This window comes from Hephaestia caeni (assembly GCF_003550065.1).
In the GTDB taxonomy this organism is placed as follows: Bacteria; Pseudomonadota; Alphaproteobacteria; order Sphingomonadales; family Sphingomonadaceae; genus Sphingomonas; species Sphingomonas caeni_A.
In genome coordinates, this window is the sequence record NZ_QXDC01000003.1 from 546,078 (window position 1) to 561,317 (window position 15,240).

The 15,240-nt window shown below is 68.4% G+C and carries 13 protein-coding genes and 1 tRNA gene; 11 read left to right on the plus strand and 3 right to left on the minus strand.

All coding sequences use genetic code 11. The features are described from left to right. The first annotated feature begins 33 nt into the window (after window positions 1–33). Together DFR49_RS10935 and DFR49_RS10940 are read left to right on the plus strand one after the other, a co-directional pair. On the plus strand, window positions 34–1,062 hold the full coding sequence (locus tag DFR49_RS10935; protein ID WP_119035768.1) for a threonine aldolase family protein: 1,029 nt from the start codon (window positions 34–36) through the stop codon (window positions 1,060–1,062). A 129-nt stretch (window positions 1,063–1,191) separates the two neighbouring features. After that, window positions 1,192–2,127: a DMT family transporter gene (locus DFR49_RS10940; protein WP_119036381.1), complete on the plus strand. Its 936-nt coding sequence runs from the start codon at window positions 1,192–1,194 to the stop codon at window positions 2,125–2,127. Here DFR49_RS10940 and DFR49_RS10945 read toward each other — a convergent pair. After that, window positions 2,037–2,876, minus strand: a complete 840-nt coding sequence (locus DFR49_RS10945) for a Rossmann-fold NAD(P)-binding domain-containing protein (protein ID WP_119036382.1) — start codon at window positions 2,874–2,876, stop codon at window positions 2,037–2,039. The two genes, DFR49_RS10940 and DFR49_RS10945, sit on opposite strands and share 91 nt — an antisense overlap. Window positions 2,877–3,049: 173 nt before the next feature. Here DFR49_RS10945 and pepN point away from each other — a divergent pair, with 173 nt between their 5' ends. Next, the gene (pepN, locus tag DFR49_RS10950; protein WP_119036383.1) at window positions 3,050–5,644 is read left to right on the plus strand and encodes an aminopeptidase N; all 2,595 of its coding nucleotides are present in this window, start codon (window positions 3,050–3,052) and stop codon (window positions 5,642–5,644) included. Window positions 5,645–5,657: 13 nt separating this feature from the next. Here the strand turns inward: pepN and DFR49_RS10955 are convergent. Continuing rightward, window positions 5,658–5,731 (minus strand) — tRNA-Gln (locus DFR49_RS10955). 164 nt (window positions 5,732–5,895) lie between these two features. Here DFR49_RS10955 and DFR49_RS10960 point away from each other — a divergent pair. Both DFR49_RS10960 and DFR49_RS10965 read left to right on the plus strand, forming a co-directional pair. After that, entirely contained in the window at window positions 5,896–6,933 is a 1,038-nt protein-coding gene (locus DFR49_RS10960) for a Ppx/GppA phosphatase family protein (RefSeq protein ID WP_119035769.1), read from the plus strand. Between the two features lie 10 nt (window positions 6,934–6,943). Continuing rightward, window positions 6,944–7,621 (plus strand): RlmE family RNA methyltransferase, encoded by a 678-nt coding sequence (locus DFR49_RS10965; RefSeq protein ID WP_119035770.1) that lies wholly within the window; start codon window positions 6,944–6,946, stop codon window positions 7,619–7,621. 504 nt (window positions 7,622–8,125) lie between these two features. Here the strand turns inward: DFR49_RS10965 and DFR49_RS10970 are convergent. After that, window positions 8,126–9,583 (minus strand): M23 family metallopeptidase, encoded by a 1,458-nt coding sequence (locus DFR49_RS10970; RefSeq protein ID WP_245968379.1) that lies wholly within the window; start codon window positions 9,581–9,583, stop codon window positions 8,126–8,128. A gap of 230 nt (window positions 9,584–9,813) precedes the next feature. Here DFR49_RS10970 and DFR49_RS10975 point away from each other — a divergent pair, with 230 nt between their 5' ends. The 6 genes from DFR49_RS10975 (at window position 9,814) to DFR49_RS11000 (ending at window position 15,099) form a co-directional block, all read left to right on the plus strand. Beyond that, a complete protein-coding gene (locus DFR49_RS10975) occupies window positions 9,814–12,306 on the plus strand; it encodes a helicase-related protein (RefSeq protein WP_119035772.1) in 2,493 nt (830 codons plus the stop codon). Next, a complete protein-coding gene (locus DFR49_RS10980) occupies window positions 12,299–12,604 on the plus strand; it encodes an RNA-binding S4 domain-containing protein (RefSeq protein WP_425454934.1) in 306 nt (101 codons plus the stop codon). The genes DFR49_RS10975 and DFR49_RS10980 overlap by 8 nt, the downstream gene beginning before the upstream one ends. A gap of 63 nt (window positions 12,605–12,667) precedes the next feature. Further along, window positions 12,668–13,009 (plus strand): ferredoxin FdxA, encoded by a 342-nt coding sequence (fdxA, locus tag DFR49_RS10985; RefSeq protein ID WP_119035773.1) that lies wholly within the window; start codon window positions 12,668–12,670, stop codon window positions 13,007–13,009. Between the two features lie 40 nt (window positions 13,010–13,049). Continuing rightward, on the plus strand, window positions 13,050–13,481 hold the full coding sequence (locus tag DFR49_RS10990; protein WP_119035774.1) for a DoxX family protein: 432 nt from the start codon (window positions 13,050–13,052) through the stop codon (window positions 13,479–13,481). 206 nt (window positions 13,482–13,687) lie between these two features. Then, window positions 13,688–14,233, plus strand: a complete 546-nt coding sequence (locus DFR49_RS10995) for a CarD family transcriptional regulator (protein ID WP_119035775.1) — start codon at window positions 13,688–13,690, stop codon at window positions 14,231–14,233. Window positions 14,234–14,349: 116 nt separating this feature from the next. Next, complete coding sequence (locus tag DFR49_RS11000) at window positions 14,350–15,099, plus strand: head GIN domain-containing protein (protein ID WP_119035776.1); 750 nt, start codon at window positions 14,350–14,352, stop codon at window positions 15,097–15,099. Window positions 15,100–15,240: the final 141 nt, after the last annotated feature.

Consider the following 15,240-nt stretch of genomic DNA (forward strand, 5'->3'; position numbering starts at 1 on the left):
CGCCCGCGTGCGTCCGCCGCACATCCGCTCGCCATGCGCTTCTTCTCCGACAACGCCGCCGCCGTCTGTCCGCCGGTGCTCGCCGCGATGGCCGAAGCCAACACGCTCGACACCGCCTATGACGGCGACCGCTGGAGCGCGCAGCTCGACGATCGTTTTTCGGCGCTGTTCGAAACCGAGGTCCGCGCCCTGTGGGTGCCCAGCGGCACCGCGGCGAACTGCCTCGCGCTCGCCGCGCTCTGTCCACCGCACGGCAGCGTTATCTGCCACCGCGACGCGCATATCGAGAACGACGAATGCGGCGCGCCCGAATTCTACACCCACGGCGCCAAGCTGCGGCTCGCCGACGGCCCCGGCGCCAAGCTGACTCCCGAATCGATCGCCGCCGCGCTCGATGGCGTGCGCGACGACGTCCATCAGGTGCAGCCGCACGCGGTGTCGATCACCAACGCGACCGAATACGGCCTGGCCTATACCCCGGCCGAGGTCGCGGCGATCGGCACGCTGTGCAGCGAGCGCGGGCTCGGGCTGCACATGGACGGCGCGCGCTTCGCCAATGCGATCGCGCATCTCGGCTGTGCGCCCGCCGACGTCACCTGGCGCAGCGGCGTCGCCGCCTTGTCGTTCGGTTTCGTCAAGAACGGCGGCATGTCGGCCGAGGCGCTGATCTTCTTCGATACCGCGCTGGCCGAGGCGACGCTCTATCGCCGCAAGCGCGCGGGGCTGCTGCTGTCGAAGGGCCGCTATCTCGCCGCCCAAATCCTCGCGATGCTCGACGGCGACGTCTGGCGCGCCAACGCCGCCGCCGCCAATGCCGGGGCGGCGCTGCTCGCCGCCGCCGCGCCCGATCGCCTCGTCTATCCGGTCGAGGCCAACGAAGTGTTCCTGCGGATGAGCCCCGCCGAAGCCGCCGGCCTGCGCGCGCTAGGGTTCGATTTCTACGATTGGGCGCCAGGCGAGGTGCGGCTGGTGGTGTCGTGGGACCAGACGGAAGCCGCGATCCGCCCACTGGCGCAGGCGATCGCCGCGCTTGGTCCATCACCCCAGCTTGTGACCTCATAAGGAGAGGGGTGGTTCGCGAAAGCGTTGCGGCACCCTACATCCCATCCTCCCGACCGGTGCGCCGCGCTCCGTTTTGGGCCAAGCAAAGGAAAATCAGTGTTCCGCCTCGATCGAAGCGATCGCGACCCGGTGCCGCCCGCCCCCACCCCCGCCGCACCGGCGCGCCCGCAATCGACCCGGCTCGCGATCCTGATTCCGTTCGGCATCGTCACCCTGCTGTGGGGTGCGACGTGGATCGTGATCGCCGATCAGCTCGCGGTCGTCCCCGCAAGCTGGTCCGTCACCTATCGCTTCGTCGCCGCCGGGCTGACGATGCTGGTCTGGGCGCTGATCCGCGGCGAGCGGTTCGATTTCGACGCGCGCGGCTGGGGCTTCGCGATCGCGCTGGCGATCAGCCAGTTCTGCATCAACTATAATTTCGTCTACCGTGCCGAGGAACATATCACCTCCGGCCTGGTCGCGGTGCTGTTCGCGCTGCTGATCGTCCCCAACGCCATTCTGGGCCGGGCGTTTCTGGGCCAGCGGCTGGGGCGCCAGTTGCTGGCCGGATCGGGGATCGCGATCGCGGGCGTCGCGCTGCTGTTCGTCCACGAAGCCCGCATCGACCCAAGCGGCTTCAACGAGGCGCTGATCGGGATCGGCTGCACGATGGTGGCGCTGCTCGGCGCCTCGATCGCCAACATCCTGCAAGCGACCCAGACCGCGCGCGCCTATCCGATGGTGGCGATGCTTGCGGTGGCGATGCTGATCGGCGCGGCGATCGACGGCGCGCTGGCGTGGACCACGGCGGGGCCGCCGGTGGTCGAACTGCGGATCGGCTATATCGCGGGCATCCTCTATCTCGGCGTGCTTGCCACCGCGTTCGCGTTCAAGCTCTATTTCGGGATCATCCGGGTGATCGGCCCAGTCAAGGCCGCCTATTCGAGCGTCCTCATTCCGGTGATCGCGATGCTGTTCTCGACCGCGTTCGAGGGCTATCGCTGGACCCCACTCGCGCTCGGCGGCGGGCTGCTGACGCTGATCGGGCTAGTCGTCGCGTTGAGAGCGCGCAGGCCGGCGCGGTAATCGGCGAAGGTGGGCGCCCAGCCCAGCACGCGCTTGGCCTTGCCGGTCGCGACCCGGCGGTTCTCGGTATAGAAACCGCGCGCCGCCGGCGACAGCCGATCGAGCGGAATCGACTCGGGCGGTGCCATGTCGAGCAATCGCGCGGCGAACGCGACCACCTCGTTTTGCGGCGCGGGCGTGTCGTCGGCAAGATTGTACGCGCCCCCTGGGCCATCGAACGCTGCAATTACGCCGCTCGCGATATCATCGACATGGACGCGGCTGAACACCTGCCCCGGCGCTGCCACCCGATGCGCCGTGCCCGCGCGCACCCGATCGAGCGCCGACCGGCCGGGGCCGTAGATCCCCGGCAACCGGAACACGCGCGCACCCAGCGCCAGCCACGCCGCATCCGCCTCGGCCCGTGCACCGCGGCGGCCGGTGCCGACGGCCGCGCTCTCATCCACCCACGCCCCGCCGACATCGCCATACACCCCCGTCGACGACAGATAGCCGATCCAGCCACGATGCTCGCGCAACGTCGCGCCGTAGCGCGCGAGCACCGGATCGCCGCCGTCGGCGGGCGGCACCGACGAGAGCAGATGCGTCGCCGCCGCGATCTCGGCGCGTACCCGGGGCTCGTCGTCGAACGCGATCGTCTCGCCGCGACCGTCGCGCGTCGTCCCCACCACTTGCCAACCCTCGTCGCGCAGCCGGGCCGCGAGGTGCGTGGCAGTATAGCCGAGGCCGAAGATGAGAAGACGGGACATGTTCCAGGTCATTAATGCCGGTCGCTGCCAGTTTGAACCATGTTCCCCCGCGCAGACGGGGTCCAGAGCGTCAGGTGCCGCACCCGCGACCCCGGGTGTCCCGCCTGTGCGGGAGCACAACGCCCCACCAAAAGGGATGGCGCCCGGCGGCCGTCACCATGTAGGTAACCATGATGCTCGACGCCCAGAACACGCCCGCCTTGCCCGCCGTCACGCGTCGCGAGGCGTACCAGCCGCCCGATTGGCACGTCCCCGAACTCGCGCTCGATATCGATCTCGATCCGGCCGAAACGCGCGTCCGCGCCACGCTGTCGGTGATCCGCGCGGATGCGCACGATCGCCCGCTCCGGCTCGACGGCGCGGGGCAGGTGCCGTTATCAGTGACGGTCGACGGCGTCGCGATCAACGACTGGCGGCTCGAAGGCGAAACGCTCGTGGTCCCGCTCGATGGCAGCGCCCACACGATCGAAACCGAGGTCGTGATCGCCCCCGAGCGCAACACGCAGTTGATGGGGCTCTATGCGTCGGGCGGGCTGCTGTGCACGCAATGCGAGGCCGAGGGTTTCCGCCGTATCACCTATTTCCCCGATCGCCCCGACGTGCTCGCACGCTACACGGTGCGGATAACGGCGGACAAGGCGCGCTATCCGGTGCTGCTCGCCAACGGCGATCCTATTGCTTCGGGTGATCTGGAGGATGGCCGGCACTGGGCCGAATGGCACGATCCCTTCCCCAAGCCGTCGTATCTGTTCGCGCTGGTCGCGGGCGATCTCGCCGCCAACCGCGCCAGCTTCACCACCATCTCCGGCCGTGAGGTCGCGCTGGCGATCTGGGTGCGCGAACGCGATCTGCCCAAGACCGGCCACGCGCTCGACGCGCTCCAGGCCGCGATGGCGTGGGACGAGGCCGTCTATGGCCGCGAATACGATCTCGGCATGTTCAACATCGTCGCGGTCGACGATTTCAATTTCGGCGCGATGGAGAACAAGGGCCTCAACATCTTCAACTCGCGCTATATCCTGGCCGATCCCGACACCGCCACCGACCAGGATTACGACGCGATCGCGGGCGTCGTCGCGCACGAATATTTCCACAATTGGTCGGGCGATCGCGTCACCTGCCGCGACTGGTTCCAGCTTTCGTTGAAGGAAGGTTTCACCGTCTATCGCGACCAGAGCTTTTCGGCCGATCAGGGCTCGGCGGCGGTCAAACGGATCGAGGACGTCCGCGTGCTGCGCGCGGCACAATTCCCCGAGGATGCGGGGCCGCTCGCGCACCCGATCCGCCCCGATTCGTATCTTGAGATCGCCAATTTCTACACCGCGACGATCTACAATAAGGGCGCCGAAGTCATCCGCATGATGGCGACGATCCTCGGCCCCGAGGCGTTTCGCGCCGCGACCGACCTCTATTTCGACCGGTTCGACGGCACCGCGGCGACCTGCGACGATTTCGTCGATTGCATGGAGGAAGCCGGCGGCGTCGACCTAACGCAGTTCCGCCTCTGGTACAGCCAGGCGGGCACCCCGCGGGTCGTCGCCGGGCTTGCCGGTCAACCCGGCGGGCGCGCGATGCTCACGCTGGCGCAGCACGTCCCCGCGACCCCCGGCCAGCCGGCCAAGCAGGCGATGGTCCTGCCGTTGAAGCTGCGGTTGTTCGGCGCCGACACCGGGCGGCCGCTCACCGACGAACGGCTCGTGCTGCTCGATTCCCCCACGAAGGAGATCGCGTTCGACGGGCTCGCCGAACGCCCCGTCCTGTCGATTAATCGCAGCTTTTCGGCCCCCGTCATCGTCGAATCAGCGCGCGCCGCCGCCGATCTCGCCTTGCTGTCGGCGCACGACGACGATCCGTTCGCCCGCTACGAGGCGATGCAGCAGCTCATGCTCGACACGCTCGTCGCCGCGGTGACGCACGGTCGCGCCGATCATGCGGCGGCTGTCGAGGCCGTCCGCCATATTCTCGAAGACGCCACGCTCGAGCCCGCCTTTATCGGCGAGGCGGTGTTGCTGCCGTCGGAGAGTTTTATCGGCGATCAACTCGCGGTGGTGGACCCCGAGGCGATCTTCCGCGCGCGCGCCGCGCTCCGCCGCGATCTAGGCATCGCGCTCGAACCGCTCTGGCGCGCCGCTTATGCCGACAACGCCGCCGGGCACTACGAATACACCCCCGCCGCCAAGGGCTGTCGCCGGCTGCGCAACGTCGCGCTCGATTATATCGCCGCCGCCGATCCGCAGGGCGGCGCCGCGCTTGCCTTCGCGCAGTTCGAAGGCACCGACAACATGACCGATCGGCAAGCCGCGCTGACCACTCTCGCGGGCGGCACCTCTGATGCGCGCATCGCCGCGCTCGACATCTTCTACAACCGCTATTCGGACAACGCGCTGGTGCTCGACAAATGGTTCTCGACCCAGGCGCTCTCGACCCGCGACGATACCGCCCAGATGGTCGAGGAACTGGCGCATCACCCCGATTTCACGCTCGCCAACCCCAATCGCGCGCGCGCGCTGGTCGGGGCGTTCGCGGTCAACCAGCGCGCGTTCCACCATCCCTCGGGGCGCGGCTATCGCTTCCTCGCCGATCAGGTGATCGCGCTCGACAAATTGAACCCGCAGACCGCCGCCCGGCTGCTCCCCCCGCTCGGCCGCTGGCGCCGCGTCGACGAGCACCGCGCCCAATCGATGCGCGCCGAACTGGAGCGGATCGTCGCAACGCCGGGGCTATCGAAGGACGTATTGGAACAAGCGACGAGAAGCCTCGACGACTGACGCGCCGGGAAGCTGGATGCCCCGCGTGGATTCGAACCACGATTGACGGAGTCAGAGTCCGTAGTCTTGCCGTTAGACGACGGGGCAACAAGGCGCGCGATCTAAGGGGCGGTTTTCGCTCGGTCAAGCCCGCGGCGCTACATTTGCCGCGCTTGCTTGCCGGGCGGGCGCGGTTCCGCTACCGTTGCCGCCAAGCACCGAACGGCGCCTTCCCGCGTCGCGACGGAAGAACATAAGAAGTGAGTGACGGCATGGGTGATCGACCCGCCAGCGTGCCGTACCAGCAAGGCCCTGCGCCCTGCTCGTCCGGTAGACCGATGCGCGGCTATGGCGCGCGCCCACGGCATTATGCCGCGCTCGATCTCGGCACCAACAATTGTCGCCTGCTGATCGCGCGCGTGCAGGGCGACGGCTTCACCGTCATCGACGCCTTCTCACGAATCGTGCGGCTGGGCGAAGGGCTCGCGAGCACCGGCCGGATCAGCGAGGCGGCGATCGATCGCACGATCGCCGCGCTTGCGGTGTGTTCGGACAAATTGCGCCATCGCCGTGTCACGCTCGCGCGATCGGTGGCGACCGAGGCCTGCCGCCGCGCCGCGAACGGTGCCGAGTTCATCGCGCGCGTCGCCGCCGAAACCGGCATCATGCTCGACGTCATCACCCCCGAGGAGGAAGCACGGCTCGCGGTGCTCGGCTGTCATGTCCTGCTCGAACCGGGCGACGACGCCGCGCTCATCTTCGACATCGGCGGCGGATCGACCGAACTGGTGCTGATCGACACCAGTGAGCCGGTGCCACGCGTGCTCGACTGGCATTCGACGCCCTGGGGCGTCGTCTCGCTGACCGAACATATCGGCGAGGCCGACAGCGAGCGCGCCCGGCTCGCCGCTTATACGCGGATGCGCGAGATCGTCGCCGAATCGATGGCGCCGTTCGTCGCGCGGCTTCCCCGCGGGCTCGGCCATCCGCGCCTGCTCGGCACCAGCGGCACGGTGACGACGCTCGCAAGCGTCCACCTCAAGCTCGATCGCTACGACCGGTCGGCGGTCGACGGACTGATCGTGCCTGCGGCGGCGATGCGCCGGATCAGCGCCGATCTGTCGGGCATGTCGCTCGCCGAGCGCGCGCGCGTCGCCTGTATCGGCCACGATCGCGCCGATCTGGTGGTGGCGGGCTGCGCGATCCTGGAAGTGGTGCTCGATCTGTGGCCGGCCGAACGGCTCGGCGTCGCCGATCGCGGCATCCGCGAGGGCATATTGCGTCGGCTGATGCGCAACGAACGGCTGTGAAGGAACCACGATGAGTCGCGGCGGAACCGGTGGGCGCCAACGCGTGCGAACGGCACGCGGGCGCACCGCGCAGTCGACGCGCTGGCTCGAACGCCAGCTCAACGATCCCTATGTCCGGCGCGCCAAGGCCGAGGGTTATCGCAGCCGCGCGGCCTATAAATTACTCGAACTCGACGAGCGTTTCGGGATGCTCAAGGGCGTCCGGCGCGTGATCGATCTGGGCATCGCGCCGGGCGGCTGGAGCCAGGTCGTGCGGCGCAAGCGCCCCGACGCGATCGTGGTCGGGATCGATCTGCTGCCGGTCGATCCGATCGAGGGCGTGACGATCCTGCAAATGGATTTCATGGACGAGCGCGCGCCCGCCCTGCTCACCGAGGCGCTGGGCGGCGCGCCCGATCTGGTGTTGTCTGACATGGCGGCGAACACCGTCGGCCACCAGCAGACCGACCACCTGCGCACGATGGCGCTGGTCGAGGCGGGGGCATGGTTCGCCGCCGACGTGCTGCGTCCGGGCGGCGCGTTCGTCGCCAAGGTGCTGGCGGGCGGCGCCGACAGCGATCTGGTCGCCGAACTCAAGCGCAACTTCACCACGGTCAAACACGCCAAGCCGCCCGCGAGCCGCAAGGAATCGTCCGAATGGTATGTGATCGCGCAGGGGTTCAAGGGGCGGGCCGACGGCGGCGATTGACCGAGGCACCGGCGCTCTTTGAAACGCGCGGAAGGTTACAAAAGTTAGGCTACGTCCCCCTGTTTTGCCTTCTCCTGCGCGCCGTGCGCATCGGGCATGGCGGGTCGGCCGGCAAAGCGCCGACGCGGATAGATCGATCGAATCAAAGAGCGGCGCGGAACGTGGCATGATTTCGGGGTTGTAGGACAGCGAAAAGAACAAAGAGGGAATCGTGCGAAGGCGCGAAGAAGAAGAATTGGTTCACGCGGAGGCGCGGAGACGCGGAGAGAGGCGGCGTGTTTTGCGTCCGTCTCGGGTTAGCGAGACCGTGAAGCCCGGGGCTGCCGGGAAATGATTGGCCGCTGGCGCGGGCGGCGGCACCGACGAACGATACACCTCCGCGTCTCCGCGCCTCCGCGTGAATCAATCTTCTTTGAGCATGGCGGTCGCGGCCCTGGACTCCCGCTTTCGCGGGAGAACGATTGGGTGCGGGAGAAGGACGCCGCCGCCGGGGCAGCGCGTGATCTACGACGCCGGCGTCACCGCGCGCAGCGACGCGGCGCGCGCCTTGAACGCGCGTAGCGCCTTGCCACTCAATTGCGTCACCGATGCGATCGAGAACGAGCGCGGGTTGATCGGGCGGTTATTCTTGCGGACCTCGAAATGGAGGTGCGGCCCCGTCGACAGCCCGGTCGAGCCGACATAGCCGATCACCTGGCCGGCGTGGACATGCGCACCCGCGCGCACCGCGATCTTGCTCATATGGCCATAGCCCGTGGTGATCGCGCCCGAGTGCTTCAGCCGCACGAAATTGCCATAGCCGCCGTTGCGGCCCGCGAAGGCGACCGTGCCGTCGGCGGCGGCATGGATCGGCGAGCCGTAGCGCGCGCCGATATCGAGCCCGTCGTGCATCCGCACATAGCCCAGGATCGGGTGGCGCCGCTTGCCGAAGCTCGAGGTGATGTGTCCGCTGACGGGCATCCCGCCACTCCTGGTGGTGTGCGCGCCCTTGCCGTCGGCGTCGAGCCATTGGTCGCGGCCGTCGACCGCCCAGCGCACCAGCGCCACATCCTTGCCCTTGCGTTCGAGCCCGGCGAAGGCGAGCCCGCCTAGCCGCTCCTCGCCGGTCGCGGCGCGCTCGCGCTCGACGACCAGATCGAAGGTATCGTCGGCGCCGACGTCACGGCCGATCGAGACCTTGGTGGCGAGCGCCTTGATATACGCCTCGACGATCCGTGCGGGCACGCCGGCGGCACGCGCCGAGCGATAGAGGCTCGATCCCACCCGTCCCTGCACGCGCAGCGGGGTGTGATCGATCGCGATCGGCTGCCGGTCGAGCGTCAGCGCCCCATCGGTGCGGTTGATCGCGAGCGCGAGATCGAAGCGCGCGCGCAAGGCGAGCTTTTCGAGTGGGCGCGGCACCGATTTGGTCGACCGGCGGCCGAGCGTGAGATCGATCCGCGTGCCCGGCTTGAGATCGCCGAGATCGATCGCCTGCGCGATCAGATCGGCGGCGCGGCTGGCGTCGCCGCGCCCGACGCCCGCGCGCTGGAGCACGCCGCCGAAACTGTCGCCGCTGGCGAAGGTCGCGGTCAGATCGACGATCGGGCGTTCGGGGGTGGCGGCGAGCGGGGCGACCAGATCGGTCGCGGCCATCCGCCGCCCGGTGGCAGCGCCCCAGGCGAGCGGCGCGATCGATTGCGCGCGTGCCTCGTCCCATTGATGGCCTGACAGCGATGGCGGCGCCGCACCGATGATCGGCGCATGCAGGCTGGGGCCGAGCATCCACGAGACGGTGCAGAGCGCGAGGCAGGTGGCGGCGCCACGAAACCACTCGAGGCTGCCGATCCGCGCGCCGAGATCAGGGGTCCAGTCGACGTCGCGCAGACGATCGGCGAGCGTCGCGAAGCCGCCGCGCGCGGGCGCCGTATAGGCGAGCGCGGTGGCGCCGCCACCCCCTAGCAGATCTGAATCGCTGCGCAAAAACAAGGCGCGCTGCCCCTATGCGACATGCCGCGCGAAAACCCCCGGCACCCGGTTCGAGCGTTGTGGCGCCGACATCCTAAAGTCAAATTAACCCGAGCCGGGGCGAGTCGCTGCTGCGGCGAACCGTTGTCGTTCAAAGCTGGAGTGATTCCAGCACACTGCGCAAGCGCCGTGCCCGCGCATTACCGGTTGCGCTTTCGGGGCACCGGCCCGACATTGTCGTCATCATGGCGCGGACCCCTTCCGGCGCGATCACCGCGGTGCTCGGGCCGACCAATACCGGCAAGACCCATCTCGCGATCGAACGGATGTGCGCGCATTCGAGCGGCATGATCGGCTTCCCGCTGCGGCTGCTCGCGCGCGAGGTCTATGATCGCGTCGTCGCGATCAAGGGTGCCGCCCAGGTCGGGCTGATCACCGGCGAGGAGAAGATTCTGCCGCCGCAGGCGCGCTGGTTGCTGTGCACCGCCGAATCCATGCCCACCGATCGGGAAGTCGCGTTCGTCGCGCTCGACGAGGCGCAGCTCGCCGCCGATCCCGAGCGCGGGCACGTCTTCACCGACCGGCTACTCCACGCGCGCGGGCGCGATGAGACGATGATCCTGGGTTCGGAAGCGCTGCGCCCGATCGTGCGGTCGCTCGTTCCCGAGGCCGAGATCGTTAACCGGCCGCGCTTCTCGACGCTCTCTTATGCCGGCGCGACCAAGATCTCGCGGCTGCCCAAGCGCTCGGCGATCGTCGCCTTCTCGGCCGAAGAGGTGTACGCCGTCGCCGAGATGCTGCGCCGGCTGCGCGGCGGCGCGGCGGTGGTGATGGGGGCGTTGTCGCCGCGCACGCGCAACGCGCAGGTCGCGATGTTCCAGGCCGGCGAGGTCGATTATCTGGTCGCCACCGACGCGATTGGCATGGGGCTCAACATGGATGTGGCGCATGTCGCCTTCGCGAGCCTGCGCAAGTTCGACGGGCACCGCCAGCGCCGGCTGACGGTGCCCGAAATGGCGCAGATCGCGGGGCGCGCGGGGCGGCATCAGCGCGACGGCAGCTTCGGAAGCGTGATCGCCGAAGGGCCGGGCGCGTTCACCCCCGAGGAAATCGCCGCTATCGAGGGGCATCATTTCCCCAAGCTCGAAGCCGTCTATTGGCGCGAGGGGTCGCCCGATGTCGCAAGTGTGGCCGCGCTGATCGACAGTCTCGAAGCCAGACCCGATCACGCGCGGCTGCGCGCCGCGCCCGAAGCGCTCGACTTGACCGTGCTCAAGCGGCTCGCCGAGGAGGATTGGGTGCGCGATCGGGCGCGGTCGCCGGCGATGGTCGCGCGGCTGTGGGCGGCGTGCGGCGTGCCCGATTTCAGGAAGGTGGGCATCGAACCCCACGCGCGCTTCGTCGCACGGCTGTTCGCGCACCTTTCCGAAGGCACGGGCCATATCCCGCACGACTGGTTCGCGGCCGAGATCGCGCGGCTCGACAACGTTCAAGGCGATGTCGAGCCGCTGGCGGGCAGGATCGCGTCGGCGCGGACCTGGGCCTATATCGCGCACCGCGCCGACTGGCTCGCCGATCCGGCACATTGGGCCGAGCGCACGCGCAGCATCGAGGAACGCCTGTCCGACGCGCTCCACACCTCGCTCACCCAGCGCTTCGTCGACAAGCGCACGACGATCCTGATGCGTCAGATCGGCGCCGATGTTTCTGCGCTGCCGGTGGTGGTCGATGCGACCGGCGAGGTACTGGTCGAGGACCATCCGATCGGGCGACTCGATGGCTTCCGTTTCGTCGTCGCGCCCGATGCGCGCCATGCCGACAAGAAGCTGTTGCTCGCCGCGGCCGAGAAACGGCTGACGGGCGAGCGAGCGCGCCGCGGGCAAGCGCTGGCCGACGTGCCCGATACCGCGCTGGCGCTGATCGCCGATCCCCCGGCGATCGATTGGAATGGGATCACGGTCGCGACGCTGGCGCCCGGCACCGCGCTGGCGCGGCCGCGCGTCATGCTCGATCGCGCGCTCGATTGCCTCGACCGGCCGTTGGCGGACGCGGTGCGCGCGCGGCTCGAAGCGTGGGTCAATGTGCAGATCGCCCGCCGCGCGGGCGTGCTGCCCCGGCTCGAAGCGCTGGCAAGCGATGCCGCGGCCTCGCCGGGGTTGCGCGTCGTTGCAGCGGCGCTCACCGACGCAGGCGGGATCGCCCCCCGGATGCCGATCGCCGACGCGATCGAGGCGCTGGCCCCACCCGAACGCAAGCGGCTGCGCAGCGCCGGTATCACGCTCGGCACGCTCGACCTGTTCGACGCGCGGTTGCTCAAGCCGGCAGGTGCGCGCTGGCGGCAGGCGTTGCTTGCGGCGCGCGACGGCACGCTATCGGCAGCGCTGCCGCCCGCCGGCGCGACGGTGCTGCCGCGTGCCGAAATCGCCGGGTTCCGCACGATCGGCGCGCAGGCGGTGCGCGTCGACCTGGCCGAGCGTATCGCGCGCGCGGCGCACGATGCCCGCACCGGTCGCACACCCTTTGCACCCGATCCGGCGCTGGCGACCTCGATGGGGGTAACGGCGGCGACCTTTGCCAAGCTGATGGCGCAGCTCGGTTTTCGCACCGCGCCCGCTAAGGACGGCACGGCGCGCTGGGCATGGCACGGGCGGCCGCGCGTCGCCCCGCGCCCACGCGTCCAGCCGCGCCCCGACAACGCCTTCGCCGCGCTCGCCGACTGGGGCAGGCGCGGTGGCTGACGCGGCGCTGGCAATGCGGCTCGATCGCTTCTTGTGGTTCGTGCGCATCGCCAGGACCCGCTCGGTCGCTGGTGCGATCGCCGCGAGTGGGCATCTGCGGCTCGACGGGCGGCCGGTCGTGCGCGCCGCGGCGCCCGTGCGCATCGGCAATATCCTGACCTTCCCGACTCCGCGTGGGGAAATTCGCGTGGTCCGCGTGGTGGCGCTGCCCGCGCGACGCGGGCCTGCATCCGAAGCCCGGACGTGCTACGAAGACCTCACGCTTGCGAACGTCTCGCAGCAAGCGCCGGGTCATTGACGCGCGCAGGCCGGCGGCATAGCAGCAGGGCAAAATGGAGCCTTCCAGAGGAGTATTCCGGCAATGACCTATGTCGTCACCGACGCCTGCATCCGCTGCAAGTACATGGATTGCGTCGAGGTGTGCCCGGTCGATTGTTTCTACGAAGGCGAGAACATGCTGGTGATCAATCCCAGCGAGTGCATCGATTGCGGCGTGTGCGAGCCCGAATGCCCGGCCGAAGCGATCCTGCCCGATACTGAAAGCGGGCTTGAAAAGTGGCTCGAACTCAACAACACTTTCTCCGCGCAATGGCCCAACGTGTCGCGCAAGAACGACCAGACACCGGCCGACGCCGACGAGCACAAGGGCGAAGAGGGCAAGTTCGAGAAGTATTTCTCGCCCGAGCCCGGCGCCGGCGACTGATCGGCGAGGGACAGGCCCTCGCCCGAATGGGGAGGGAATCATGTCGACATCGACGTTGCCCACGCGCTGGGAACCCATCGCACACGCGCTCCTGCGGATCGTCGCCGGGCTGATCTTCCTCGAACACGGCACGCAGAAATTTCTTGGCTTTCCAGCCGGGGACATGGCCGGCATGGGCCGCGCGTTCAACAATATGGGCGCCTATGCCGGCGTCGTCGAAATCGCCGCCGGCCTGCTGATCGCGCTCGGCCTGTTCACGCGCCCGGCAGCGTTCATCGCCTCGGGCACGATGGCGGTCGCGTACTGGCTCGCGCACGCGCCGCAGAATTTCTTCCCGGTCAACAATGGCGGCGACGCCGCGATCCTCTATTGCTTCGTCTTCCTCTATCTCGTTGCCGCGGGAGCTGGGCCGTGGAGCCTCGACTCGCGGCGCCGGGCGGATGATGCCGCGGCGCCGATCGCCCGCGATTGACGCACGGCGCGGACAAGCCGCCCGTGTTCGTATATATGTTCCGCTGGCAATTATGTTGCGAGTGTGTTAAATAGTGAGTCACCGGAGGCGGTGTGTACCGCGCTCCGCCTGGAGACGCTCATACCCTCCCCCGCCCGCGCCGACCGGCTTCGTCGCCGATGGGCTGCCCTCGTGCGGGGACGAATCCACGGAAAGGCTTGCACAATATGGTCGCCAAGGCGCTGTCCTTCGATGTCGGAGATTATGTCGTTTACCCCAAGCACGGCGTGGGCCGTGTCGTCGAACTCCAAAGCCAGGAGATCGCCGGGATGCAGCTCGAACTCTACGTGCTGCGCTTCGAAAAGGAGAAGATGACGCTCCGGGTGCCGACCAACAAGGCCGAGAGCATCGGCATGCGCAAGCTTTCCAGCGACAAGACGCTCAAGGAAGCGCTCGATACGCTGAAGGGCAAGCCCCGCGTCAAGCGCACGATGTGGTCGCGCCGCGCGCAGGAATATGAAGCGAAGATCAATTCGGGCGACCTCGTGTCGATCGCCGAAGTCGTCCGCGACCTGTTCCGTGCCGAAGACCAGCCCGAGCAGAGCTATTCGGAACGCCAGATTTTCGAAGGCGCCACCAGCCGCCTCGCGCGCGAACTCGCCGCGATGGAAGAGGTCGACGAACCGACCGCACAGGAGAAGATCCTCGATATCCTGCGCAAGGCCGCCGCGATCCACAACAAGGCCAAGGAACAGGAAGCCGCCGACGCCTGAGGCGCTCGACCATAGCCACGCTAAACGGGGCGGCCCCTTCTGGGGTCGCCCTTTTTTGTTTGCGCGCGCTTTTCGAGTGTATTAATTATACAATACACAATCTCCGGAGAGTTCCCATGCGCCTGCTTCCGCTTCTCGCCATGCTGCCGCTGGTCGCGTGCTCGGGCCAATCGGACGCGACCGACGCCACCTCGACTACCGCGGCCGGAGGCGACCCCGTCACCGCGCAGGGCACGGGCACCTCGCGCAACTACGACGTCACCGGCTTCGACCAGATCGATCTGCGCGGACCGGACGATGTCGACGTCCGCGTGGGCGCCGCGTTCGCGATCCAGGCGACCGGGCCGGCCGACCTGCTCGACAAGCTCGAGATCGTCCGCGACGGCGACACGCTCAAGGTCGGCCGGCGCGGCAACAGCTTCTCCTGGGGAGGTGAGGGCCGCGCGATCAAGATCATGGTGACGATGCCCGCCATCCGCGGCGCCTCGGTCGCCGGATCGGGGAACCTGTCGGTCGATCGCGTCGAGGGCGACGATTTCGCCGCCTCGGCCTCGGGCTCGGGGGACATGACGATCGGCGCGATCAAGACGCGGTCGGCGAGCTTCTCGGTCGCGGGGTCGGGCGACATCAACGCCGCGGGCACGACCGGCGCCGTTAAGATGAACATCACCGGCTCGGGCGATATCGACGCCGAGCGCCTGGCCGCCACGACCGGCAATATCGCCGTGCAGGGCTCGGGCGAGGTCGAGGCGACCGTCACGGGCAACGCCAAGGTATCGGTGACGGGCTCGGGCGATGTCGAGGTTCACGGCGGCGCCAAATGCGACGTCTCGAAAATGGGTTCGGGCGACGTGCGCTGCGGCTAGTGTCAGGAACCAGAGCCTGATGACTTTACGTCGAGCCGCATCCTAAAACCCGTTCGTGCTGAGCCTGTCGAAGCACCGTTCTGTGCTTTGACCTGTCGAAAGAAGAGCGGCCCTTCGACAAGCTCAGAGCCTGCCCCGGAC